General features: G+C 35.3%; 25 protein-coding genes. 14 read left to right on the top strand and 11 right to left on the bottom strand.

The genetic code is table 11. From position 1 onward, the window contains the following. Positions 1-413: 413 nt before the first annotated feature. The gene (locus ACMZ42_RS02650) at positions 414-860 is read right to left on the bottom strand and encodes a DUF4362 domain-containing protein (RefSeq protein WP_415730456.1); all 447 of its coding nucleotides are present in this window, start codon (positions 858-860) and stop codon (positions 414-416) included. A gap of 226 nt (positions 861-1086) precedes the next feature. On the opposite strand from ACMZ42_RS02650, the gene ACMZ42_RS02655 reads away from it, so the two are divergent. The 4 genes from ACMZ42_RS02655 to ACMZ42_RS02670 all read left to right on the top strand — a co-directional run bounded on the left by ACMZ42_RS02655 (position 1087) and on the right by ACMZ42_RS02670 (position 2916). Further along, positions 1087-1275 carry a hypothetical protein gene (locus tag ACMZ42_RS02655; RefSeq protein ID WP_415730457.1) on the top strand — a complete coding sequence of 63 codons (189 nt, stop codon included), beginning with the start codon at positions 1087-1089 and terminating at the stop codon, positions 1273-1275. A gap of 236 nt (positions 1276-1511) precedes the next feature. Then, complete coding sequence (locus ACMZ42_RS02660; RefSeq protein ID WP_415730458.1) at positions 1512-1868, top strand: VOC family protein; 357 nt, start codon at positions 1512-1514, stop codon at positions 1866-1868. A 454-nt stretch (positions 1869-2322) separates the two neighbouring features. Beyond that, entirely contained in the window at positions 2323-2589 is a 267-nt protein-coding gene (locus ACMZ42_RS02665; RefSeq protein WP_370081493.1) for a hypothetical protein, read from the top strand. 174 nt (positions 2590-2763) lie between these two features. After that, on the top strand, positions 2764-2916 hold the full coding sequence (locus ACMZ42_RS02670) for a hypothetical protein (protein WP_415730459.1): 153 nt from the start codon (positions 2764-2766) through the stop codon (positions 2914-2916). A gap of 2304 nt (positions 2917-5220) precedes the next feature. On the opposite strand, the gene ACMZ42_RS02675 is transcribed toward ACMZ42_RS02670, so the two are convergent. Both ACMZ42_RS02675 and ACMZ42_RS02680 read right to left on the bottom strand, forming a co-directional pair. Beyond that, complete coding sequence (locus tag ACMZ42_RS02675; protein WP_370081489.1) at positions 5221-5502, bottom strand: acylphosphatase; 282 nt, start codon at positions 5500-5502, stop codon at positions 5221-5223. Between the two features lie 44 nt (positions 5503-5546). After that, complete coding sequence (locus ACMZ42_RS02680) at positions 5547-7274, bottom strand: methyl-accepting chemotaxis protein (RefSeq protein WP_415730461.1); 1728 nt, start codon at positions 7272-7274, stop codon at positions 5547-5549. A gap of 127 nt (positions 7275-7401) precedes the next feature. Here ACMZ42_RS02680 and ACMZ42_RS02685 point away from each other — a divergent pair, with 127 nt between their 5' ends. Continuing rightward, entirely contained in the window at positions 7402-7683 is a 282-nt protein-coding gene (locus ACMZ42_RS02685) for a DUF1033 family protein (RefSeq protein WP_402871496.1), read from the top strand. Between the two features lie 226 nt (positions 7684-7909). Then, a complete protein-coding gene (locus tag ACMZ42_RS02690) occupies positions 7910-8110 on the top strand; it encodes a cold-shock protein (protein WP_049665398.1) in 201 nt (66 codons plus the stop codon). A gap of 256 nt (positions 8111-8366) precedes the next feature. Here ACMZ42_RS02690 and ACMZ42_RS02695 read toward each other — a convergent pair whose 3' ends face one another. Then, positions 8367-9176 (bottom strand): S1C family serine protease, encoded by an 810-nt coding sequence (locus tag ACMZ42_RS02695; protein ID WP_415730462.1) that lies wholly within the window; start codon positions 9174-9176, stop codon positions 8367-8369. 315 nt (positions 9177-9491) lie between these two features. Beyond that, positions 9492-10487 (bottom strand): S66 family peptidase, encoded by a 996-nt coding sequence (locus ACMZ42_RS02700; RefSeq protein WP_415730463.1) that lies wholly within the window; start codon positions 10485-10487, stop codon positions 9492-9494. Between the two features lie 220 nt (positions 10488-10707). Here ACMZ42_RS02700 and ACMZ42_RS02705 point away from each other — a divergent pair, with 220 nt between their 5' ends. Continuing rightward, positions 10708-11181 (top strand): DinB family protein, encoded by a 474-nt coding sequence (locus ACMZ42_RS02705; protein WP_402871505.1) that lies wholly within the window; start codon positions 10708-10710, stop codon positions 11179-11181. 411 nt (positions 11182-11592) lie between these two features. Here the strand turns inward: ACMZ42_RS02705 and ACMZ42_RS02710 are convergent, their stop codons facing one another. Further along, positions 11593-12201 (bottom strand): TetR/AcrR family transcriptional regulator, encoded by a 609-nt coding sequence (locus tag ACMZ42_RS02710; RefSeq protein ID WP_370081477.1) that lies wholly within the window; start codon positions 12199-12201, stop codon positions 11593-11595. Between the two features lie 168 nt (positions 12202-12369). On the opposite strand from ACMZ42_RS02710, the gene ACMZ42_RS02715 reads away from it, so the two are divergent. Both ACMZ42_RS02715 and ACMZ42_RS02720 read left to right on the top strand, forming a co-directional pair. Next, positions 12370-13950 (top strand): AMP-binding protein, encoded by a 1581-nt coding sequence (locus ACMZ42_RS02715; protein ID WP_415730464.1) that lies wholly within the window; start codon positions 12370-12372, stop codon positions 13948-13950. 20 nt (positions 13951-13970) lie between these two features. Beyond that, positions 13971-15314: an MFS transporter gene (locus ACMZ42_RS02720; RefSeq protein ID WP_402871511.1), complete on the top strand. Its 1344-nt coding sequence runs from the start codon at positions 13971-13973 to the stop codon at positions 15312-15314. A 90-nt stretch (positions 15315-15404) separates the two neighbouring features. On the opposite strand, the gene ACMZ42_RS02725 is transcribed toward ACMZ42_RS02720, so the two are convergent. Beyond that, on the bottom strand, positions 15405-17009 hold the full coding sequence (locus tag ACMZ42_RS02725) for an ABC-F family ATP-binding cassette domain-containing protein (RefSeq protein WP_370081471.1): 1605 nt from the start codon (positions 17007-17009) through the stop codon (positions 15405-15407). Positions 17010-17274: 265 nt separating this feature from the next. Here ACMZ42_RS02725 and ACMZ42_RS02730 point away from each other — a divergent pair, with 265 nt between their 5' ends. From ACMZ42_RS02730 to ACMZ42_RS02745, 4 genes are all read left to right on the top strand, one after another. Continuing rightward, the gene (locus tag ACMZ42_RS02730; RefSeq protein WP_415730465.1) at positions 17275-17598 is read left to right on the top strand and encodes a hypothetical protein; all 324 of its coding nucleotides are present in this window, start codon (positions 17275-17277) and stop codon (positions 17596-17598) included. Between the two features lie 75 nt (positions 17599-17673). After that, entirely contained in the window at positions 17674-17898 is a 225-nt protein-coding gene (locus tag ACMZ42_RS02735; protein ID WP_415730466.1) for a hypothetical protein, read from the top strand. Positions 17899-17975: 77 nt separating this feature from the next. After that, positions 17976-18470, top strand: a complete 495-nt coding sequence (locus ACMZ42_RS02740) for an NADAR family protein (protein WP_370081465.1) — start codon at positions 17976-17978, stop codon at positions 18468-18470. Positions 18471-18499: 29 nt separating this feature from the next. After that, positions 18500-18670 (top strand): hypothetical protein, encoded by a 171-nt coding sequence (locus ACMZ42_RS02745; protein WP_370081463.1) that lies wholly within the window; start codon positions 18500-18502, stop codon positions 18668-18670. 392 nt (positions 18671-19062) lie between these two features. On the opposite strand, the gene ACMZ42_RS02750 is transcribed toward ACMZ42_RS02745, so the two are convergent. Beyond that, a complete protein-coding gene (locus tag ACMZ42_RS02750; protein WP_415730467.1) occupies positions 19063-20151 on the bottom strand; it encodes a serine hydrolase domain-containing protein in 1089 nt (362 codons plus the stop codon). Positions 20152-20477: 326 nt separating this feature from the next. On the opposite strand from ACMZ42_RS02750, the gene ACMZ42_RS02755 reads away from it, so the two are divergent. Next, entirely contained in the window at positions 20478-20627 is a 150-nt protein-coding gene (locus ACMZ42_RS02755; protein ID WP_402871522.1) for a hypothetical protein, read from the top strand. Positions 20628-21397: 770 nt separating this feature from the next. On the opposite strand, the gene ACMZ42_RS02760 is transcribed toward ACMZ42_RS02755, so the two are convergent. The 3 genes from ACMZ42_RS02760 to ACMZ42_RS02770 form a co-directional block, all read right to left on the bottom strand. Beyond that, positions 21398-21592 (bottom strand): sigma factor, encoded by a 195-nt coding sequence (locus ACMZ42_RS02760; protein WP_370081457.1) that lies wholly within the window; start codon positions 21590-21592, stop codon positions 21398-21400. 290 nt (positions 21593-21882) lie between these two features. Further along, positions 21883-22284 carry a hypothetical protein gene (locus ACMZ42_RS02765; protein ID WP_415730468.1) on the bottom strand — a complete coding sequence of 134 codons (402 nt, stop codon included), beginning with the start codon at positions 22282-22284 and terminating at the stop codon, positions 21883-21885. A gap of 140 nt (positions 22285-22424) precedes the next feature. Then, positions 22425-23459, bottom strand: coding sequence for an IS1595 family transposase (locus tag ACMZ42_RS02770; protein ID WP_415730469.1), 1035 nt, complete (start codon positions 23457-23459; stop codon positions 22425-22427). Positions 23460-23573 lie beyond the last annotated feature (114 nt).

The following is a 23573-nucleotide window of genomic DNA, read 5'->3' on the forward strand; positions in this document are numbered from 1 at the left end:
GACGAATAAGAAATCGAACTAAGTTTCCGGCATTGCTGTTTCATCTATTACTCGGGTAAGTAATAAAAGGCTTATTTGGATTAATCGATTTCATTATATATATTGTATTCAAAATTATAGTAATTCGCGAATTGCTTCACACGTTGTTCGTCAATTTTTTCTCTCTTAATAGGTTAAACATTAGTATTGTTTTTTCGTCTGTTGTTGATTCCTCGACATGAGCGTTAAAATTATTTTATAAAATTAAAAAGCGTATTCGAGATTTTATTCTCAAAATACGCTGAGTAGTGAGACACGTTAATTTTAAGTCATTCATTAGATTGAAAATGTTTTAATTGTTCTGTCGAAAGAGTCGTCCCATCCACCTGCTTGAGGAAGTAGAATTCTTTCGGTAAATTCGTTAAAAAACACACCTATTTTTCAATTACTAAAATAGAGCTATTTTCTATTGGAGGCTCACAGTCTCTAAGAAGATAATTTGTACTTTCATTCGTTTCAGCGGTATCAATTAAAGAGCATGCTGAATGAATGATACTTCCTTGACCAAATTGATCTCTGCGGCTGTCATACGTTGATTTTATTATTTTCCCATCGTACTTAAGTTCATGAAGTATTGGGTCACCTTCTATAGTATATTTAGCCACTCTAATACTATCTTCTTTCCCTAGTTGTACATTACGGAAAAAATCTTCAAATCTTTCTAGATTTTTTATTTCACCATGCGTGTCTACAATATCTTCTGGAGTTGAAATGTAAGGTGAAGGTTCATCATTAACATTCATATCAATATCAGTCGAGCTATTTACACGATCGCAACCAGCAATTAAAAGTATAAAAAATAAAACGGTTAGCTTTTTCATGGCTATACACCCCTTCATATATTTAGTCGTTTGTTCATAAAAAAATGTTCCATACCCGTATCAGTCAAAATAAAAAAGACACCGTTTCAAAATAGTAACGTGAATTATAGTGGGGCGGTTAAAAAATTTAATGAGCTAAGGTTATGCAATTAGTAAAACATATGTCAACAATAAGAGGAAATCCTTTCCTTTTGTCGAAAAATAGAAGTGAAAGGGGAATAGCTTTATGAAATCGATATTAATTAAAATTAAAGAACAATTCAAAACTAGTTCACCAAAAATCCCTAATAATGCATGTTATTTTTGTAAACGCAAAGCACCAGATTTACGAAATTACAGAAATGAGAAGTACAAAAAAATTAAGGTGTGTTATTTATGTGCTGAATATGCTGAGAGACGAGCTTTTCGTAAATAAAATTTTTCCATTGCCTTCTGCATTAATTGTGGAAGGCTTTTTTATTCAATGAAGGAAGAAATGTAATGGGAAAATAAAAGCACGTTATTAGAATTAACTTATGGTGCATATGAATTGGATGGTTTGGACATGGTCGAAACCGATGAATTTGTCTTAAGAGTTAAAAATATTACCATATATTCTATTATTTTTTATATACCCAAAAGGTAATTACCGGAATAATAGGGGGATGAATTATGAGTCAAGTTTGTGTGATCAGCATCTATGTACCTAACATTGAAAAAGCAATTGATTTCTATACGACTGTTTTAGGTTTTGAGGTAAACAAACAATACGGACCCAAAATCGTGACACTTGTTCACGGAGATTTACCTTTAGTTTTAGAAGAAGCGAAAAACTCTAAATCCATTCCAAAAGATACTTTAGGTGTGGTTTTAGCTTTAAAGACAGAGGACATTCATCAAACAGTCAATAAGTTAAAATATCATAATGTTGAGTTCATTACAGATGAGCCGGTGGATTGTCCTCCTGGAAAAGTTATTAGCTTCAGAGATCCTTTCGGGAATGTCTTAGAGTATTTACAATATATATAGATTAAAATATTTCAGGAAGTCACATCTAACAAGGTGTGGCTTTTTAACAGTGTTTTATGTAGCGAAAGAAAATCACGGCAATCGGAAAGGAGCTAATAAAGGATGTTAGCCTAAATCATCACATCCATGCGATAACGGCAAACTGACCTGCATCGTGTTGGCCTAAGCATAAAGCCAATCCCGGACAATATTGTTTATCTGCGCGAAAGCTAAGGGTCAGTGGCAAATGTTTTCTGTGCGAAAGCGAAGCGTCAGCGGCAATTTTGCCTAGGTATAATTGATTTTCATTTGAATGAAAAATAACATTGTTAAATATGTTAAACAACTTTATAATAGTGTTAATTAAATCCAATTGTTAAAATTTTTTCATGTCCTAAGGTGTTTTTCAATTTCTCACGTAACAAAGATTGCGCCATAAAGATGACTTCATAGGTAAAAAGGGAGAGTCTACCATATGCAAAAAAACACAAACAATAAGATTGAGCTCATTGATACTAAAATAATGTTAGAGAAATACAAGGAAGAAATAGAATTAATTCAAAAATCATTAAAACAACTTGAGTTGGAAATTAGTAATTTGCAAAGTGAAGGTTTAGTTGAAATAGAAAAGTTGACAAACGACTTAAGTAAGTTGCAGTTACTTTCAACGAGTATAAAATTTAAAGCTAAATGTCTTACCTGTAATAACAGTAAAACTATAGAGACATTAACGACTAAATAGAATATTGATATCAAGTCACATTTAATTTGTTGTGGCTTTTTATTGGCTTTATATTTCTGGTGATGACATTTCGTTCCATGTATTCTATGATTAGTGTGGAAGGTGGTTCCAAAAATGAGAGGAAATTTAGAACAGATTACAATCAGTTTTTGTGAACAAAACGGAGATGTAATTATGACGTATGACATCAACAACTCTCTATCAGCTCTGATTCCGAACGTTGGTGATGTAGTTAGTATTGATGATAATTACAGGGCAGTAAGTGAAAGAGCTTTTACTTACAGTCCAAGAAGTATTACAGTTACAATCTATTTAGAAGAATTATAATCAGGACTTCAAGGTCACACTCATTATGGTTGTGGCTTTTTTTATGCAGGTAACTATAAATTACTGGCGGAGCGAAGCAATACCTGCGAAAGCAAGGTAAATACCCGCGGAGCGAAGCAAGGCGAATACTCGCGGAAGCAAAGCAATATCCGCGGAAGCAGAGCGAATACTCGCGGAGCAAAGCAATACTCGCGGAAGCAGAGCGAAAACCCGCGAAAGCAAGGCGAATACTCGCGGAAGCAAGGCGAATACTCGCGGAAGTAAGGTAAATACTCGCGGAAGCAAGGCGAATACTCGCGGAAGCAGAGCGAATACTCGCGGAGCAAAGCAATACTCGCGGAAGCAGAGCGAATACTCGCGGAGCAAAGCAATACTCGCGGAAGCAGAGCGAAAACCCGCGAAAGCAAGGTGAATACTCGCGGAAGCAAGGTAAATACTCGCGGAAGCAAGGCAATATCCGCGGAGCAAAGCAATACCCGCGGAAGTAGAGCGAATACCCGCGAAAGCAGAGCGAATACTCGCGGAAGTAAGGTAAAAACTCGCGGAAGCAAAGCAAATACCCGCGGAAGCAAGGCAAATACTCGCGGAAGCAAGGCAAATACCCGCGGAAGCAGAGCGAATACTCGCGGAAGCAAGGCAAATATCCCCGGAAGCAGAGCGAATACTCGCGGAAGTAAGGTAAATACTCGCGGAAGCAAAGCAAATACCCGCGGAGCAAGGCGAATACTCGCGGAAGCAAAGCAAATACCCGCGGAAGCAAGGCGAATACCCGCGGAAGTAAGGTAAATACTCGCGGAAGCAAGGCGAATACTCGCGGAAGCAAAGCAAATCCCGCGGAGCAAAGCAATATCCGCGGAGCAAAGCAAATACTCGCGGAAGCAAAGCAAATACCCGCGGAAGCAAGGCGAATACTCGCGGAAGTAAGGTAAAAACTCGCGGAAGCAAGGCGAATACTCGCAGAAGCAGAGCGAAAACCCGCGAAAGCAAGGCGAATACTCGCGGAAGCAGAGCGAAAACCCACGAAAGCAAGGCGAATACTCGCGGAAGCAAGGTGAATACTCGCGGAAGCAGAGCGAATACTCGCGGAGCAAAGTAATACTCGCAGAAGCAGAGCGAATACCCACGAAGCAAGGGAAATACTCGCGGAAGCAAGGCGAATACTCGCGGAAGCAGAGCAAATACCCGCGGATCCAAACGAATAACATCCTTAGTCACATCTAACAAGGTGTGGCTTTTTATTGTGCAGACAAAGTCCAACGGAGGATATATTGAGTGGATTTTGCGAGTAGAATTATGAGTAGTAGGGAACAAAAGCATAGGGAACGACTGGTCGTTTTATAACGGTTAAATTAGTAGATCTAAAATAGATAATTTGCTAGAATGGCGAATGTGACTAAAATAGAAATAATAATTATAATATGGAATCTGTTTTCATTTCTCCCGAGTATAAGAAAACCTATGTGAAAGAAGTCGGACAAAATTAATTATTACTGTAAATGTCAAAATAACAATATACATTTTTGCTCATCCAAGCATGTACGTTTTCGATTACTTTTCTATTTAAGTGTGTGAATAATTGCAACTTCGCACGGAGAGTGTACTCGCATGATTCGATTGACTGAACTCATCTATATTAAGGGCTGGTTAACCGGTCAAAGCAATCCATGCTCGCCATGATGGGTGAACACCTTTTTTAATAAAAATAGCGCATTATGAAATACCACCTGTTATTAATCAATACGGAAGTGTCCTACATGCGCCAATGATTGCATACAGTGTTTGGAAGTCTACATTTGAAAGGATGTGAGGGCAAATGAAAGTAACGGTTAAAGAATGGCGTGTAATGTCTGATCACAACAAACAATTACTTTTAAATGCGGTAGCAACTAAATAAAACATAGATGAAAAGAGGAATGAGAACATGCTGCAACAAACACAACACGTACTTAGAAAAAGTAGTGCTAGAAAGTAATAACAATGTTGATAGTTTATCTGCACAAATAGTTCAATGAATAGTTGTCCAATAGGCAACGACTCATTCATTTAATAGATAAAAATAATGAAATCACTCATAAAAGTTGGCATAAGAACAGTGGAATGGTGTGAGCAGCCACTTTAGAAATTCAAGATACATTAAAATTATTTGCATTTGCTACGGAAGGGTATTCCCAATCCAAATTAATAAAATATAATTTTGCCCCCAGCAACGTCATTTTAGATAAACCGTATTCATTCAATGTTAAAAATAGACGAAAAGCTTGATAAACTTTAGTATTACAACAATACAAAAAAAGAGGAGCCAGACTAAACAATGTCTGACTCCATGCGTGTATAACCTTTTAAATCATCAAAAAGCTCTAAAGTAAATGAATTGGAATCTGCTTGAGGGCTAACACCCTTTTGAACGAATACTAAGAATTCATCTATCGCTTTTTTTGATCCTTCTACTTCAACCTCAATTTGATCTTGATTATTTAGTTGACAGTATCCTTTTAATCCTAGCTCAATCGCTTTCTGTTTAATGAAAAAACGATAGCCAGTCCCGTAAACATCACCGAAAAATTTAATTAGCGCTCGCTTGTTCAAGCTAACACCTCCTACTAGTTAAGAGGGGAGAACCCCCTTGGTGCTTAGTGCATTACACGTTCTTTTTCTAAATATGCAATTAGATTATTGATAAAATAGAGAACTTGCTTAGAAGCTTGATCTACTTCTTTTAAATGAACTTCTGCCTGCTGAATATTCCCAGCCTTATAAGCCACCGCTGCTAACTTCGCCGATTCATGAACACGTAAATGATAGGCGTCTAATTCACGGTACTCCTGTAAGTGTCCGAAACGTTCTACGGTGCGAGCAGATGTATACCATTTACCAAGACGGCAGTCTGTATGTGAAGAAACATCACTTGGTTCGACATTTTCAAGACCGAGGAACATATTATAAATTCGCCATTTCCATAAAATATGATCGGCCTTTGATAATTGTAAAAGTGCTATGGACGAAAGCTGAACATTATTATTCTCAATAATATCATTGCGGAAACGATTAATTTCTTTCCCTAATGAATGAATATCACTAGATGTGTTATGACTATATTCGCGAATGTCATCTTGAAGGTTAGAAATCTCAATCATTCTTGCTGATACTTCATCAATAGCTGCAGCCTGTTCCTGTGATATCGCAGCTGTATTTGTGACATCCAGATTAATATCTTCAATGGCACTAACTATCGCATTTAATAATGGTAACGATTCTTTAGCCTCTACAGTTGCATCTTTAATAATTTCAGTCGTTTCTGTTATTGAGTTTGACACATCGTTTGAATAGCTCTTTAAATGATGTACATTTGCAGTTACTTCACTTAGCGCTGATACCGTTCCTTCAGCAAGCTTTCGAACTTCCTGCGCAACTACGGCGAAGCCTTTACCATGTTCACCTGCTCGTGCAGCCTCAATAGAAGCGTTCAAAGCAAGTAAATTCGTTTGATCGGCAATTTGGTTTATTAACGTTACAACATTTTCAATATCATTTACCCGCTTTTGTAATTCTGAAAAGGATTCAACAATTGATGTAAATGTTTCTTCTGTTTTAAAGATTTCAGAAAGGGCATGCTCAATTGCATTTTTTCCTTGTACAGCATGATCAACAGATTCAGTTGTTTTTTCAGAAATACGAGAAGACATTCGAGCAACCTCGTTAATAGAAGCGGCAATTTCTTCAGTTGCTGCGGTAGAAGACTGGATTTCTTCGTTTTGTTTATCTAAGCTAAATACTAAATCTTTCATATACATGATTTTTGCGTTGACATCCATTAAAGAGGAAATTTCAGCGACAACATTTTCAATAGTACGTTCTGTTAATACTTCGATGAGTAATTCCTGGTCAACGTTAACAGCTGATTGGAAAGATTTCATATATTCAAATGCCTTATTAGGTTTTAAACCAAAATTATGTAAAATGTATGTAGTAATATAAAATGCAAATTGATTGAAGACGACGATTAACTTACCCGGCTCATATTGATTCTTTCTGAACAAATTGAAAAATTTAACGGTTTCATCCACATATTCATCATCACGAGTAGCTAGGAAAAATTGAGTTAAGTATCGATTAATATTTTCTTCACTAATCGTTAGCTGAGAGGAAAGAGAGATTTCTCTTAAATAGTTATTAAAAATTGCATTCATCGACGGCGTGATATCTTTTAATTTATTGTAGAGAGTTTTTAAATTCTCTTCATCTTGAGTATTGAAATGGTTAAATGCAAGTGTTTTATTAAAACGACCTGTAGCATTTAAATTTGTACCACGCTTTAATAATTCATCGAGTTCGGCCTTAGGTCGAATACTTGAAAACATAAAAAAAATACCTCCAAAAATTATGAATAATAAGGTAATAGTACCATAAGACAGAGTGTTTTAATAGACATTTCAAATGTGTTTGCTAAAATGAAAATATCTTATTACAGCAGGGAATGTGGCAAATATGTATACAATCATTTACATGAAAGCTGATTATGAGCCTTGGTGGAAGTTTGAAGGCTGGGAGGCTTTTATTCAAACAAATGAAACATTTGAATCGGAGGAGCAATTTGAGGAAGCCTTACAAAGAAAACTAAAGCACTTCCGTTTAACATATGACAATGAGGCAACGAAAGAAGAGGGGTTTTGGGCATTCTGGTCAGAGGATGAAAGTGTTTTTTGCGAAGCCTGTGATGATGATGTACAAATTTATCACGGTATTATCGCTTTGAGATCTGAGTCATAGAAATAAAATTTTGACATTTTAAAAAAAAATATTTTTTCTTTATTTGACAAAATTATGAATGGCGGTTATACTTAGGTTAACAATTTAATTGCTTCACCGGTAACATGAATTCACATATTACAAAAAGTGATCGCGTTAGTTCGGTACTCTTTGTAATATGTGAATTTTTTTCATTCGCTGAAGAAATTACATATTGTTCACTTTTATTTTTTGGAGGTTTTCTTAAATGAAACAAGGTACAGTAAAATGGTTTAACTCAGAAAAAGGTTTTGGATTCATCGAAGTAGAAGGCGAAAACGACGTATTCGTACACTTCTCAGCTATCGGTGGCGAAGGTTTCAAAACTCTTGACGAAGGTCAAAAAGTGGAATTCGAAGTTGTAGATGGCAACCGCGGACCACAAGCTGCTAACGTAACTAAACTTTAATTCTCAGTAATTAAAATTACTTTCGTTAAATTAAGGCATCCTATTGATATAGGATGCCTTTTTTTTATGCTTCGAACATTTGAGAGTTACAACATATGATTATTAGTGACTTGGTATATGAAAGAGTGTAGATCCTACCATTCATGCAGATCAAAAATCAAGTTTCTCAATTCTGTACAAATAAAAAAATAATTTTATTATGTAAACAAAAGTAAGAGCTCGTCTCATTCATGAGGACAAGCATCTTTTAGGGGAATTATTTACTTAATATGCGTTGAAGCACTTCAACAGGTATAAACAAACCGACACGACCATATGGATCATTTTTCGCCGTTGCAAAGACGATTCCGATAACTTCACCAGCAGCATTAATGACAGGACTGCCACTATTTCCCCGATAAACAGGGGCTTTCATCATCATAACAGGCTCCTGCCAATCCTCAAGGTGTGTTGATTCCAGTAAAGTACCTTCATTTGCGATGCCCGTAAACGCTAGTGGATTACCAATGAAATAGACATGCTCATTTTTGCTATAGGTAGGATTTTCAGCGAGTGAGAGGGAAGGTAACTCATCACCCGTTACTTGTAATAATGCTAAATCTACGTCCGGGAAGCTTTGCAGTAACTTGGCACCCATTAAACCTTCCTCAGGGAAAATGACGAATAATGATTGAGCATCTTCTACTACGTGTGCATTGGTTACGATAAGTCCATCTGAAGAAATTGAAAAACCAGTGCCTTTACTAGAACCTGTAGATATCTCTACAACAGCTTTTTTATAGGTTTTTATATCTTCTTGCGCTGATAGCCGAGCAGACACCTTCAAAAATTCAAGAGCTGGAATGGAGTATATTTGAAAGATAAGTGCAAATGTATTCAAAAACAACACAAATGCCATACTCCAGACAATCCATTTGACAATTGGTTTTCGTTTTTTAGGCTTTTTACCTTGCAGTTGTTCCTCTTGTTCTTGTGCCAATGCCTTTTGTTGTTCAGCGAGGACAAGCTCAATCAATTCTTCTTCTGTCAATTCTTCATCTGTTGTTGATCTATGTATATCATTCATAAAAACCCTCCTTACCCAAAATGAAAAGCGCCCAAGTAGGACACCTGTAAAGTAATTCTTATTCAATTTTTTAGGGTCGAGGAAATGACGAAAGGTCCTAATCAGTTGTCATCGTTGTATGATTTATACGATAAGGTCAATATTTTAACAAAATATTGCGTTGACGCCATTATCCTCTGAGTGTGTTAGCTGAATAACATCATAATAGACAGTTACTCCAGTAGTGATTGATGTCGTAGTTTAATTATGGTTCATACTTAGACTACTTCAACTATTTGTCTTCATTATACGCGAAGTATATAGGTTATACGAATGTTATGAAAACCAGGTTTCTAGAAAGGTAATCTCTTTGCTAGTTGCATTGACACTTACACGTAAACCGATGGGCATAGCATGCAGGGGATGAGTGTGACAGCAATCAACATCAGCGATAATAGGTATAGTACGTCCATCTAGCTGCTCTAGCAACACATCATAAGGCTTTCTTCCGGTTCCTAAATCATCATATTGTTCATGTTTACCTAAAATAATTGCAGAAGCTTTGTCGAAAATGCCGTGTAGTTTTAACATAGCAAAGTTTTTCTCAACAACCGCAATTGTTTTAGAAGTATCTTCAAGAAGTAAGATATCTCCTTCATTAACGTGAGGGAAGTAAGGTGTTCCAATGAAGCCGTACATCGTATTTATATTTCCACCTATTAAACGACCTTCAGCAATGCCAGGTTGTACGGTAATCCATGAATTATGATGTTGAGTTTTTTCAGTTGTTTTTTCTAACCAGTTTAGCCGGTCATCTGTCCAAATAGGTGGGATTGGCATGGTATAGGGAATTGATAATGAATGTAAAAACAAATCTTTAAAATATTGCTCCGTATAATGGACAAAAGGTGGAAATTCACCAAATGTAGAAACAACAGAAGGTCCATAAAAGACAGGAACTCCAGTCTTTGCATACATTGCAAGGAGTATAGCGGTCACATCAGACAATCCTATAAGTATTTTTGGATTCTGCTTAAATGCTTCGTAGTCTAGATAGGGCAGCAGACTATTGGCGTTAGTACCACCCATAGTTGGTAAGATCATTTTGATGTGGGGATCACGAAGTAGGGCATTTAGCTCTGCTGCACGTTCTTTCGGTGTACCGGAGCGATAAAAATCTTCTCTTCCAGTTAACGAGCCTTCTTGTATAGTAAAGCCGAGTGCTTGCAGACGTTCCTTGCCTCGTTCATAGCGAGTCTTTGCAATAGTTGTAGCTGGTTTGGAAGGCGAGTAAATGCCAATGGTATCGCCTCTTTTTAATGGGGAAAACATAAAATACCTCTTTCAATTTAAGTTAAAAGCTATTATACATGATTTTACAATTTAAAGAGTCGTATACTTGTTTTGACGAAAGAGATGTAAAAAGTAACTGAAATGAATAGTTATAACAGAGCTGAAAATAATAATATTATGTAAACTTTATGCTAGAAACTTGTAAGAGAGTTTAGAATTTAATATGATAGATATGAATTTATGAAATGGGGGCGTTTAAATGTATCGTCATGTAGATGACTTTTTAAATGAGTGGTCAGCATCAGCACAAGGTACTCTTCAAGTATTAAAAGCTATAACAGATGACAAGCTAGAGCAAAGCATCGTGGAAGGTCATAGCTCACTAGGTTGGTTAGGTTGGCATTTAGTTGGAGCTGCTGGTTATTTCAGTTATTTAGCAGGTTTAAAAGTGCCAATGACTCGACAAGAAGATCCAGTTCCATCTACAGCTGCTGAAATTGTAGCTGCTTATGAAAATGTAGCAAATAGTGTGAAAGAGGAAGCGGCAAAGCTATCAAATGAAGACTTGCTGGAGGAAGTAAAAGGATTCACTGGACCAATAGCTAGAGGTGCATTATTACGTGTAATGGTCGATCATCAAACACATCACCGTGGACAAATGACGGTGCTCCTACGTCAAGCCGGTTTACCAGTACCAGGCGTATTGGGGCCAACAAAGGAAATGCAAAAGTAAACGTAAATAGGCTGGGACAAAACTGTTCAAAACCTTAAGCGCGAGAAATCAATTTTCTCGCGCTTTTTTTTATTTTGCCTTGAAAATATGCTTATGTCTTAAGCGATGCAAATAGTGTCGCATGAAGGTAGATATCGATATTTTTCGAAAGTTGGGTGATAAATTAAAAAAGTTGGTCAATAAACAATCAAAAGTTCTCGATATATCTTAAAACTGTAGCTAGCTCCTTAAAAATTATTGTCGCTGTCGTTCCGCTCTGGTGCACTTTCGCGACAGAAAAATTTTCTATAAAAAGATATGTTGTAAGAATGAAGAACAATTAAATATAAAGAGAAAATAGGCCAATCTAAATAGGAAATGCCTATTTTTGCTTTGAAATAGAATAGGTAGCTTTTTATAGGCTACTTATTTTTAATTGGATTTCACCTTAGTTAACAAACCATCTAAAAATATTGCAATAAAGCCTTTGCTTTCTTGTAATAAATCAAAATCTTTTCCAAAGACTAACCAGTCATATAATGAACCTCGCATACAACGACTAATGTAAATTACGGTTTGTTGAATATTTATTTGTGCAGATAATTCTCCATCTTTAATAGCCTTTTGTATAAATGAGTTTAAAATTTTATACAATTCTCGTTCAGAATTGGAAAAGAAATTTTCTTCGTTTTCAATTAAGCCACTTTTGTAAACAGAACGCATTAAATCCATTCCTAAATCATCTTTTAAATATTTCATTTGTGCATCAATTAATGAGATGACCTTTTCCTTGAAGCAAAGATTGGCAGGCAGTGTTGCTGTAAATTCCTCGTAAAAGTGATCAATTTCTTTAAATTTTTCTAAGAAAATATCGTATTTAGAAGAGAAATGACCATAAAAAGCACCTTTCGAGCTTTTGCTTTTTTGCACAATTTCATCAACCGTTACTTGATCAAAGCCTTTCGTTTCGAACAATTTAAGTGCTGTTAAATAGATATGTTTTTTCGTTTCTTGAGCCTGCTGTTTTCGTGTCTTTTTCATTTTCTGCATCACCTATTTCCCACGAGATATTCTATTTAACTTTAGCATAATACTCGTTCATGTAATTATATTATTTTCAGAATTGTTTGAAAAAATATTGACAAATAATTGTTTTGCCGATTAATATACAGACTATAGTCTATGAAACAGTTAAAGAGGGGGGATAACATGGATTTAATTGGGAATAGAACATTGCGCTCTGTTTTAAGGGAGAGAATAGAGCAACAACCTGAAAAAAGTTTTATTCGATTTGAGGATAGTAAGGGAAACTATTTTGAAAAAAATTATGGGGATTTTTATCAGGAGGTTATTCGCTTAAGTAATGCACTTCTTAAGCTTGGTATCAAAAAAGGGGATCATGTTGTGTTACATTTACCAAACAATATGGAATTTTTCACAGCATGGTTTGCTTTAGCAGAAATTGGGGGCATTATGGTGCCAACTAACATTTTATCACCAGCAGATGAAATGGAATATATTATTTCTCATTCTGAAGCTGTCCTCATTATTACTGAAGAGGACTATGTCGAAAAGTTTGTCAGTATTAAGTCTAAAACACCGACTATACAAAATATTATTATTACGAGACAACAAAATAGCTCTGAAGGTATCTTATATTTCTCAGAGCTCATTAAAAATGCAAGTGATAACAATGTACATTTCCCAACAGTTTCGTCAGAAGATATTGTGGCATTGCTTTATACATCTGGAACAACATCAAGACCTAAAGGCGTTCAAGTGACACATGCCAATTATATTTACACGGGTGAGTTAATGGCTCGTTCAATAGCTTTAACACCTGAAGATCGAACATTTATTGTCTTACCGCTTTTCCATGGGAATGCCCAATACTATTCAACGATGTCAGCCATCGTGGTAGGGGCAAGCATTGCAGTTACTGAGAAATTTAGTGCTTCACGTTATTTTAAACAAGCAAAGGCATTAGGAGGAACAGTTGGTTCTTTATTTGCTGCTCCTATTCGTATGATTTTAGCAAAAGATTACGAAAAAGAGGCGAAGGATAATCCTTTACGACTTGTCCTTTTTGCACAGACAGTTGCTGAACACCAATTAGTCCAGTTTGAGGAGCAATTTGATGTGAAATTATTGCAACTGTACGGTTTGACCGAAACAGTGGGGATTCCACTGATAAATCCTCTATTTGGAATACGGAAAAATATGAGCATTGGTAGACCAAGCATTGGTTATGAGATTCAGCTTGTAAATGAACATGGAATTCCTGTAAATCAAGGGGAGATTGGTCAAATTGCCGTTAAAGGGATACCAGGAAGAACCTTAATGAAAGGCTACTTTAAAAACAAGCAAGCGACAAACGACACTATTAAAGATAATTGGTTACTAACAGGGGATAACGCTCGTATTGATGAAGATGGTTATTTTTATTTCGTTGATCGAATAAAGGATATGATTAAACGCTCAGGTGAAAATGTGGCAGCGAATGAAGTGGAGAGTGTATTAACAGAGCATCCATTAGTATTTGAAGCAGCCGTCATTGGTGTACCCGATGACATGCGTGATGAAGCTATTAAAGCGTATGTTATTTTACAAGCTGGCGCTACTCTAAGTGAAGAGGTATTGATTGCACATTGTCGGGAACGCCTCGCGAAATTTAAAGTGCCAGATAGTATTGAATTTGTGACTGATTTTCCACGTACTCCTGTTGGAAAAATTCAAAAGCACGTTTTACGTAACGCATTTTTAGTTGAAGTGAATGACATAAAAAATTGAATGTAGAGAGAAGGGATTCTATGAAAAATGTGAAGATATTATTAGCAAGTTTAGCAGGATCAGTCATTGAATGGTACGATTTTTATTTGTATGGTACTGCAACGGGATTAGTTTTTACAACGCTTTTTTTCCCTTCGACTAATCCGGCAATCTCGATTTTAATTGCATTTGCTACGTTTGGAGCTGGATATGCAGCTCGTCCAATTGGAAGTTTAATTTTTGGACATATGGGTGATCGTGTCGGAAGGAAAGCCTCGCTTATGCTTACTTTAATAGGAATGGGCGGTAGTTCTTTTTTGATAGGTTTATTACCTACATATGCACAAGTTGGATTACTCGCACCAACGCTTTTAGTAATTTTGCGACTTATTCAAGGGATTGCACTTGGTGGTGAATGGGGAGGTGCCGTGTTACTAGCTACTGAATCGGCTACAAAAGGGGTACGTGGCTTTTTTGGTTCTATTCCACAGCTTGGTGTACCAATCGGTTTAGTTTTAGGAACATTTAGTTTTACACTTATTTCTTCATTAACGACAGAAGCTCAATTTATGGCATGGGGTTGGCGTTTACCATTTCTATTTAGCGCAGTTTTAATAGTACTGGCTATATGGATTCGAAGCGGAATCGAAGAAACACCTGAATTTAAACGTAAAAAAGACAATGGTGAATTAGCTAAATTACCAATTGTCCAAGTCTTCAAATATAACAAAAAAGATATTTTCCGCATTATAGGATTAAAAATAGGGGATGGATTCTTTAATGTGTTTTTAATGTCATTTATTTTAGTGTATGCAACTACGTATATTGGCTACACAAGGGATGTCGCATTGTTTGCACTAACATTAAGCTGTGCAACAATGATTGTAACAATGCCCATTGTTGGATATTTTTCAGATTTTATAGGTCGAAAGAAAATTTATATTGGTGGCCTTATCACAATGTTACTGTTAGCGATTCCATATTTCGTATTGATTCCAATCAATTCAACTTATTTCTTTATGTTGCAAGTCATTTTACTTGGTGTCGTATGGGCAGCCATTTTCGCGACTCAAGGTACGTTTTTCTCTGAATTATTCCCAGCGAATGTTCGCTATACGGGGCTATCCTTTGGCTATCAAATCGCTGCGGCAATCGTCGGATTTGGACCAATGCTATGGACATCTTTAGCAACAGAATACGGGGCATCACCGTATTTATTTGGTGGATTAATGATGGCGGGGCTATTGTTATCACTGCTACTTGCAGTATTTTCACCAGATACACGGATGATCTCACAATATGAAGAAACTGCCGAGAAGGTACAAGAACATGAACGCATGTCAGATGCTCAAGTGGAAGTAGCAATGACAACTACGTCAAAGTAATAGTTAACATTACAAGTGCGCCTAATAGCTAGACTCATTAATAAAATAACAGGGTTCTCCTTTTTGAATAGGAGAACCCTGTTTTGTTCATTAGTTTAAGCCTTGGCTATCTTTCCACTCTAGGAATTCATCATAAGTTAATAGTTTATCTAAAATTGTGCCGTCTTCACGGATTTCGATCACACGGTTTGCAATTGTTTGGATGAACTGATGGTCATGAGATGTGAAAAGCATCGCACCTTTGAAGCGCATAAGTCCTTCGTTTAGTGCTTGGATTGACTCAAGGTCAAGGTGGTTCGTAGGCTCATCCAGTAAAATAACGTTTGCTGTTGCAAGCATCATTTTTGACAGCATACAACGAACTTTTTCGCCCCCTGATAAAACTGAAGGAGATTTTTTCACTTCTTCACCAGAGAATAGCATACGACCTAGGAATCCGCGTAAGAAGCTTTCAGTTTCATCATCAGGAGAATATTGGCGTAACCATTCCACTAATGATTTCTCTGAACCTTCGAAGTATTTATCGTGATCATTTTCAAAGTAGCTTTGAGAAGTTGTTACGCCCCATTTGAACGTACCAGCATCTGCTTTTCTTTCGTCCATTAGGATATCAAGAAGAGCCGTTTTTGCCATTGGATTACCAAGTAAAATGATTTTATCTTCTTTGTTCATTGAAAAGCGAATATCTTTAAATAGTGTTTCGCCTTCATTGCTTGCTGTAAGGCCATCCACTGTTAACACATCATTACCGATTTCACGTCCAGTTTGGAAGTTGATGAATGGATATTTACGGCTAGAAGGTTTAATGTCGTCAAGCTCGATTTTATCCAGCATTTTTTTACGAGAAGTCGCTTGGCTTGATTTTGAAGCGTTCGCAGAGAAACGAGCAACGAATGCTTGTAGTTCTTTAATCTTTTCTTCTTTCTTCTTGTTTTGGTCTGCCATCATTTTTTGTGCTAATTGGCTAGACTCATACCAGAAGTCATAGTTACCAACATATAATTGGATTTTAGAGAAGTCAAGGTCAGCAATATGTGTACATACTTTGTTTAAGAAGTGACGGTCATGGGATACGACAATAACCGTATTTTCAAAGTTAATTAAGAATTCTTCTAACCATTGGATTGCTTTTAAGTCAAGGTGGTTGGTAGGCTCATCTAGTAATAGAACGTCTGGTTTACCAAATAGAGCTTGTGCTAATAATACTTTGACTTTGTCAGAACCTTCAAGGTCAGCCATTAGCATATAGTGAAGCTCGTCGCCAATCCCTAACCCGTTTAATAATGTTGCTGCTTCTGAGTCCGCTTCCCAACCATTTAGGTCAGCGAATTCACCCTCTAATTCAGCAGCGCGCATGCCATCCTCATCAGAAAAGTCTTCTTTTGCGTAGATAGCGTCTTTTTCAGCTTTTACTTCCCAAAGACGTTTGTTCCCCATAACAACTGTATCTAATACATTGAATTCATCGTATTCAAAGTGGTTTTGTTTAAGGACTGATAAACGTTCGTCCTTACCCATTGATACGTGACCTTCCTGTGCTTCAATTTCACCAGAAAGAATTTTTAAAAATGTTGATTTACCAGCACCATTTGCCCCGATTAAACCGTAGCAATTCCCCGGTGTGAATTTTATATTTACGTCTTCAAATAGTTTACGATCGCCATAGCGAAGACCTACATTACTTACTTGAATCATGCAAGTTCCTCCTTTTTTCACAATGGCACTAGTATATCATGAAATATGTACCAGAGTCTATAAACATTATTAAATCAACGTTTAACGTTTATGGGTTGTCAGGTGTTTGAGTGGAATAGGGGAGGGGGGATAATGCGATTCGGAAATACGTATCGACAACAAAGTAAGGTTTTAAACGTTTCTAGGGGAAAGAACAGTAAGTAAATGAAATTGATTTATCCCTAATTTATTACCTTTTAATATTTTATTGAAAGGAAGATGCTAAATGTCTAGAAAAGTAAAAGAATTGAGAATGGATGATGTTGTTTTTAAGCCTAGCTTACAACCTAAGCAATCGGGAGGTAATACCACCAAACGTAAGCCCGATTCAATCCCAATAGATCAAGCACTTGAAATAGTAAACCGACAAATGCAATTACAAGGACTAAGACATAAGACTTTGTTGACTTATAACCAGACGATGCAAAAAGTTGTAGAGTTTTTAAAAATTGAGACGGTAGATGATATTAATAAAGAAGGATTTATGGATTGGTTAGAATCACTCAGTCATTTAGACAAGACAACTCAACTCAAGCTAACAGATTTATGATGAGTTGTACGCATGAACTTCTTGATAAGTTAGAAACTTAAAAGATTATAAAAGAGTATGAAGTGATTAAGTTAGATGAGAAACGTAAGCAACTATTATTTGAGGTGGAAGGATAGAGATATGGATAAAATGGTGGAATATATAAAATTAATTATTACAAAGAAACTATATGGGAAACAATTAGATGCTATTCATGATTACATGAAAGAAATAGAGTTATGGTCAATGTCAGATAAAAGTGGGTTACCAAGTAAACGTGAGGATGTTGATTGGCAGTTGTTTGAACCAAATGTAGTTTAATATTACTTACTAAATTTTATTATAATGACAAACACTTCCTATTAACTTACAATTGTGGGTAGATGGGAGGTGTTATTATGAAAGAAACTAATGAATTCGTATTCTTTTGGGGTAAACAAGATGTATTTTCAAATTTTTATTATTCACCATTCAAGCACCAAAATCAGTTATTCAAATGGAGCGAACAAGCAGTAATGTATCGTAAAGCTAAATTGTTTGGTGCAGAGAAGATTGCTCAACAAATTATCCGTGCACAAACTCCAGACGAATGTAAAAAGTTAGGAAGAAGTCGTCAAATTCCGTTTGATGAGAATATTTGGTCGGAAAATCGGGAGAAGATTTATTACGAAGTGTTGTTAGATAAATTCTCTAGCCCAAAACTCAAATCGATTATTCTTAATACAAAAGATAAAACTATGGTTGAAGCTAGTCCTTACGATAAAATTTGGGGCATCGGAATGGATTGTAATAATCCTAATGCTACAAATCCTTCAAAGTGGAAAGGATTAAACCTTTTAGGTAAAGTACTAGAAAAAGTAAGAGAAGAGCTAAATAAAAGGAATCAATTATAGAAAATACATAACTAAGAAGAAGATTAATTATGGAAAATGGAATTGTTTTTGTACAAAGTGAATTCATGAGAAATGAAAACGTTTATCGTGATGAAGTTTTAGAGAAGGTAAAAGCTGTTTCAATGATTGGTGAGAATTTAGAGGTTACTCTACAAATGGCTGCTGAATATTACGAAGTAAATGTAGAAACAGTTAGATAAGCAGTTAAGCGTAATAGAAATATTACGAAGAACTAAGGTAATAAAGCCACACTCGTAATGAGTTGTGGCTTTTATGCAATATAATTCAATCTAATCGAAAGCTTTCTGATTCTCTTCTGATTCTGTTAAAATCATCCCTAGTCAATAATCCATGTCTGTTTAAAAGTTGTAATGAAGGTAGTGTAGCTAGGTCTGGTACATCTTGTACTAGACCGTTTAACTCCTTTTACACCTTACCTTTCAACAAGGTATAGATTTACACTTACATTAAGATTACAATATTTGTAACTGCGGATGGGAGTGTAAAGTATGTCTAGTGAAAAGAATCCATTTAAAGAATGGATTAAGGAACATGAAAATAAATTATCTTTTATCAAATTTGAGAAAAGGAATTAAAGTTTCTCTTCCCATATCCAAATTGGTTGCTGAAGAACGATGGATGTAAGATTACGGTTGATTCTTTTTGAATTCACTGTCATCTCATTGCTAAGAACGATCACAGTTAATTCCTCGTCATTTAGCCGTGTAACATAATGACGGAAACCGCTCGGATATCCTCCTGGATGTCCAACTGCTTTTTTCCCCATGACATCTTGAGTATACCATCCATAGCCATATTGATTCGGAAACTTTTTAGCATGGGTCGTACTCATCAGTTCTGATGTTTCTTTGTTTATCAATACATTATTACGCAAGGCTCTGTCAAACAGTTCTAAATCTTCAGCAGTAGAAATGATATCCCCAGCTGCGTACGCTGCAGAATTATGTATTAAGGGTCCGATTTTCCCATCTACATGTCCTTCCGCTTTCGGTATACCGACGGGAACCGTAAACATAGAATTAAACATGTTGCTCGGTTTAAAAATATTTTCTTCTATATAATTTGCATATGACTGACCGCTGACTTTTTCAATAATTAGCCCTAACATTACATAGCCAGTATTACTGTAACTAAAGCTTTTACCTGGGGTAAACTCTAATTCAGAATCTCTAATGGTATTTACAATATCATGTGGATTCCATTCTTTGCTGTAGTCAAATTTGAAATCCTTCTTTAGATAATCCGGAATTCCTGAGCTATGACTTAATAGATGACTTATTGTAATAGTCTCTCCATTCGGAAAGTCTGGGAAGTATTGCGAAATTGGATTATCTAAGTTTAGAAGATCCTTTTCTACTAATTGCATGACTGCTACTGCAGTGAATGTTTTAGATAATGAAGCAATCTGATAGAGCGTGCTTGGGCTATTAGGTAAATCAGTGGCTGCCGATCCGTAACCTTTTGTAAATAAAACTTCACCTTCCTTTGCAATTAGGACGGTTCCCTGAAATTTTTCATTTGTCAAATATTGATCAATTTTTTTAGAAACGCTTCCAGATAAATTACCATGGTTGTTACGTCCAAATAATAGCAAAGCTACTAAAGACACGATTATAATAACAAGAATAGTAATAGAGAAAATTTTTAAAAATTTTTTCATATGTATACCTCTCAATCTATTTCTTTATAGCTTATCAACAATTCCTATTATAAGACATAATTTTACAAAACGTACCAAAAGTTGAGGGAAATGTAGTTTTTATCATGTTGCAGATTGTTCGCTAAATAAAATAAAATAAACCGTACTAGTATTACAATCGAATAAATATTTACACATTGATTATGAATTATTTTTCTAAGTTTTTACTGATAAATGCAAGGTTAGGCAGTATACTAATAAAGTAAAAAGGATTACTTCAGTAAAATAAGGTATATTATATTTGTTGAATAGATTCTCTTTAAAGATAAGAAAAGTAGGTGAACAAAGTGGGGAAATATCAATTGGATACCAAAGGTCAGAAGGCTGTGACAAAGTATCATGAAAAAAACAAGCCTGCCAAATTTGATAAAAAGCAGCAACTAGAAAAAATACGTGCTGAGTATTTGAAAAAAAAGCAAAAACAAACAGATAAATAATATGATTGAAAACATAGGAAGAAAATAATTATCAAGACCAAAATCGAAAAAAGTTAAATAAATTAAAGGACCAAACATATTAGTCATATAAAATATGTTTGGTCCTTTTAAATACCTCTTTAAAATATCGAACTTTGTTGTTCTCCATCTGTATACTGATAATAAAGTTGTTTAATTTTTAATAAGGCCATATGGAATATAATAAAGTTATTTAAAAATATTAGCCATGCTATTCAACAAACGGGCCAGATTGTGGAATAACAACTTTTTATGAAAGATTACCAAACGGCGCTTTGGGAAAGCTTAATACCATTGAGAAAACAACCTGAAAATTGGTATAATAAACAATATATCAAAAAAGTTGGTGTAACGAATGCTGAAAAAAATATTATTTTCAATAACATTTGCTCTTATTGTAATGATTTCTGTTTTTATCATAAATAGAATTTTACCTAATAATGATATACGATTTATTTTAATTGGCATTAGTATTACGATTATTCTCGGGTTTTCTCAATACTTAAGTGAAAAATGGTTTGCTAATAAAGAATAAAATTATCTTAGATACTATGAGTTTGGCGAACCCAACAGTCCCAGTCCAATTTCCTATTAATGATGCAATTTGTTTTTTAGTAATTGCAGCTCCGATAATTCCTCCGATTGCAATAACGCCACCATTTATGAAAGCAAAAGAAATATACAGGCTTAACCTTCCTTATGAAGTAGGACATGGTGATAAGGTGCGCACTATCCTTGTTTTTGTATTGACTTCAACTGGCATGCCCTTGATATGTTGAAAGGGCCTTATAACATTTGATAAAAATCTCTTGCGTCAAATCTTCAGCAAGGGCTGTATCATGTACATATGTATAAGCAAGCTGCAGAATCGCTTGACCATTACCGGTCATTAGCTCCTCAATCACCTGAGCTCGTGATAAGCCGCTTGCTGTTATTGTTTCCTCCATATCGTCCCTCCTTACGTGTTCATTCATTAGACGATTGCCAAATAATACTGGTTTTACTTTTATTATATTAAGGCTGTTTTCGTAAAGATTGTTGTTATTAAAACATAAAGACAGATTAAATCTACAAGATGTGTGGAGAATGAACTCTGTCTTTTTGTTTTGATATTTCGTAAACCGAATTTTTAACTAAAGCACTCAGTTAGTTTAAATATGACTTCTCATAAATTTTTGGATGTTCGTAATAAGTAGTTGATTTTCTTATTTATTATTTACTCATTTTGTTCAGTAAATCATTTTTCTCCATTATAAGACTCCAAAAGTTCAATTAATGCTGGAACGGCTTCTTCATTCAAAGAATACCTATCATTCATATAAAAGATTCCTGTATTTGCACTCGCGTAATACCATATATCAATGATTTCTTTCGAGTTATCATCGTATATCACTTCAAGCTTATATAAAGGGCCTTCATCTGTATGAGGTTGTGATAATATAGTGGCATCTTGCATTGCATCTTCAAAAAGTTTTATTTCAGCGGCATTTTCAACTTCTTGTTTATCTAACTTAGCATTTGTTCCTTGTCCAATCACAATTATTTTTTGAATTTCACCTGCAAACTCAAAAGTTTTCTTCTCTTCATTATTACAACCTACAAGAAACAACAAAACGAATATTATAAACATTTTTTTCATTAGATCCCAGACCTCTCAATATTTGTTTAATAGATTAGACTTAAAATCTATTAAAAAGTTACAAACTGCCGAAATTTTCATTTACTGTACATTTCCTTTCAGATATTCATTCAACATATCGATGAAACCACTGAATCTGCTTAAAAAGCATCTAAAAAAAGATGCTTTTTGTTTTGTCTTAATGCTTCAACTGTAAAATAGTTAGATTTTTGACAAGCTGAAATAAGCATTTGCTCTACGCGATTTTCAAATGCTAAGTTTTTATGTATCTCAAGCCAACGATACCAGTAGAGGTAATTATCCAAATAATACGTACCAACACCTTGAAAACGTTCCATCCATCCTTTCAAACGACGATGGAAGTTATTAACGTGTTGTATGTGGAATATCCCTTTTTTTACTCGTTGATTTTGATTAAGATTAATTGTTTCGTGTTGAAGATTTTTTGCTGCTGCAAATTTTTTATAGTTGGTAGCTGTATCCGTGCATAACAAAGAAGAATGAGCTATATAATCCCTGACAACCATATCAATTTCTTCTGCTTTCACACGACCTCTACCCGCCATCCTCGCAATAATATTGTTATTTCGATCTTGGGCTACAACTACAGCAATTTTCTGATTTGAAATTCCTCGTTTTTCATCCTTTTCTGCTCTTTTTTTTGGTTTACGATGTGTAAATCTAAGACCTTTTAAAGATTCACGAAAGAAAGTCTCATCACTTTCAATGATGCCAGATAATTGATTGAAGCCGTGACTTCCTAAAGCATTTAAAATCTTGTGTCTCCAATAAAATGCGGTGGATATATGAATTTCCAAGGAGTCTGAAATTTGTGGTAATGTAACACCGTTTATCATCATTTTAATGTACTTAATCCATTTTTCCGGATAACGCGAACCTGAAAAAGGCGTATTTGTCATATCATTAAATGTTTTCCCACAATCCTTACATAAATATCTTTGTCTAGAACGATATTTACCATTACGTTTTACCGCAGTACTTCCACAATGAAGACAACCTAAACCAGACGAAAATCGAGACTCTTTGATCTTAGGAAGTAATTTTTCCATTTTATTTTCTTCTTTTGGATATAGATCTTGTTTCATTGCCTTAAATAAGGCTAGTTGATCTGCTTTTCCTAATTCTCCGACTGCTTCATACACATATCTCCACATTATTGAACGCCTCCTGAAAATGCATTATATTCAACCATATTCAGTATTTTCAATAGAGCAACAATCTATACGAAAACAGCCTATATTAAAAACGTGGTATTTCCCGTAAGCTAA

It is taken from the genome of Lysinibacillus sp. NPDC056185 (assembly GCF_047737915.1).
GTDB lineage: Bacteria > Bacillota > Bacilli > Bacillales_A > Planococcaceae > Lysinibacillus.

Excerpts from the sequence above, each read along its gene's own strand:
- ACMZ42_RS02650 (WP_415730456.1), bottom strand. The coding sequence starts at position 860 with ATGAAAAAGCTAACCGTTTTATTTTTTATACTTTTAATTGCTGGTTGC.
- ACMZ42_RS02760 (WP_370081457.1), bottom strand. The coding sequence starts at position 21,592 with ATGGAGGAAACAATAACAGCAAGCGGCTTATCACGAGCTCAGGTGATT.
- ACMZ42_RS02710 (WP_370081477.1), bottom strand. The coding sequence starts at position 12,201 with ATGAAAAAGACACGAAAACAGCAGGCTCAAGAAACGAAAAAACATATC.
- ACMZ42_RS02735 (WP_415730466.1), top strand. The coding sequence starts at position 17,674 with ATGAGAAACGTAAGCAACTATTATTTGAGGTGGAAGGATAGAGATATG.
- ACMZ42_RS02695 (WP_415730462.1), bottom strand. The coding sequence starts at position 9,176 with ATGAATGATATACATAGATCAACAACAGATGAAGAATTGACAGAAGAA.
- ACMZ42_RS02740 (WP_370081465.1), top strand. The coding sequence starts at position 17,976 with ATGAAAGAAACTAATGAATTCGTATTCTTTTGGGGTAAACAAGATGTA.
- ACMZ42_RS02765 (WP_415730468.1), bottom strand. The coding sequence starts at position 22,284 with ATGAAAAAAATGTTTATAATATTCGTTTTGTTGTTTCTTGTAGGTTGT.
- ACMZ42_RS02730 (WP_415730465.1), top strand. The coding sequence starts at position 17,275 with ATGTCTAGAAAAGTAAAAGAATTGAGAATGGATGATGTTGTTTTTAAG.
- ACMZ42_RS02670 (WP_415730459.1), top strand. The coding sequence starts at position 2,764 with ATGACGTATGACATCAACAACTCTCTATCAGCTCTGATTCCGAACGTT.
- ACMZ42_RS02680 (WP_415730461.1), bottom strand. The coding sequence starts at position 7,274 with ATGTTTTCAAGTATTCGACCTAAGGCCGAACTCGATGAATTATTAAAG.
- ACMZ42_RS02770 (WP_415730469.1), bottom strand. The coding sequence starts at position 23,459 with ATGTGGAGATATGTGTATGAAGCAGTCGGAGAATTAGGAAAAGCAGAT.
- ACMZ42_RS02705 (WP_402871505.1), top strand. The coding sequence starts at position 10,708 with ATGTATCGTCATGTAGATGACTTTTTAAATGAGTGGTCAGCATCAGCA.
- ACMZ42_RS02685 (WP_402871496.1), top strand. The coding sequence starts at position 7,402 with ATGTATACAATCATTTACATGAAAGCTGATTATGAGCCTTGGTGGAAG.
- ACMZ42_RS02715 (WP_415730464.1), top strand. The coding sequence starts at position 12,370 with ATGGATTTAATTGGGAATAGAACATTGCGCTCTGTTTTAAGGGAGAGA.
- ACMZ42_RS02750 (WP_415730467.1), bottom strand. The coding sequence starts at position 20,151 with ATGAAAAAATTTTTAAAAATTTTCTCTATTACTATTCTTGTTATTATA.
- ACMZ42_RS02745 (WP_370081463.1), top strand. The coding sequence starts at position 18,500 with ATGGAAAATGGAATTGTTTTTGTACAAAGTGAATTCATGAGAAATGAA.
- ACMZ42_RS02720 (WP_402871511.1), top strand. The coding sequence starts at position 13,971 with ATGAAAAATGTGAAGATATTATTAGCAAGTTTAGCAGGATCAGTCATT.
- ACMZ42_RS02660 (WP_415730458.1), top strand. The coding sequence starts at position 1,512 with ATGAGTCAAGTTTGTGTGATCAGCATCTATGTACCTAACATTGAAAAA.
- ACMZ42_RS02725 (WP_370081471.1), bottom strand. The coding sequence starts at position 17,009 with ATGATTCAAGTAAGTAATGTAGGTCTTCGCTATGGCGATCGTAAACTA.
- ACMZ42_RS02700 (WP_415730463.1), bottom strand. The coding sequence starts at position 10,487 with ATGTTTTCCCCATTAAAAAGAGGCGATACCATTGGCATTTACTCGCCT.
- ACMZ42_RS02665 (WP_370081493.1), top strand. The coding sequence starts at position 2,323 with ATGCAAAAAAACACAAACAATAAGATTGAGCTCATTGATACTAAAATA.
- ACMZ42_RS02655 (WP_415730457.1), top strand. The coding sequence starts at position 1,087 with ATGAAATCGATATTAATTAAAATTAAAGAACAATTCAAAACTAGTTCA.
- ACMZ42_RS02690 (WP_049665398.1), top strand. The coding sequence starts at position 7,910 with ATGAAACAAGGTACAGTAAAATGGTTTAACTCAGAAAAAGGTTTTGGA.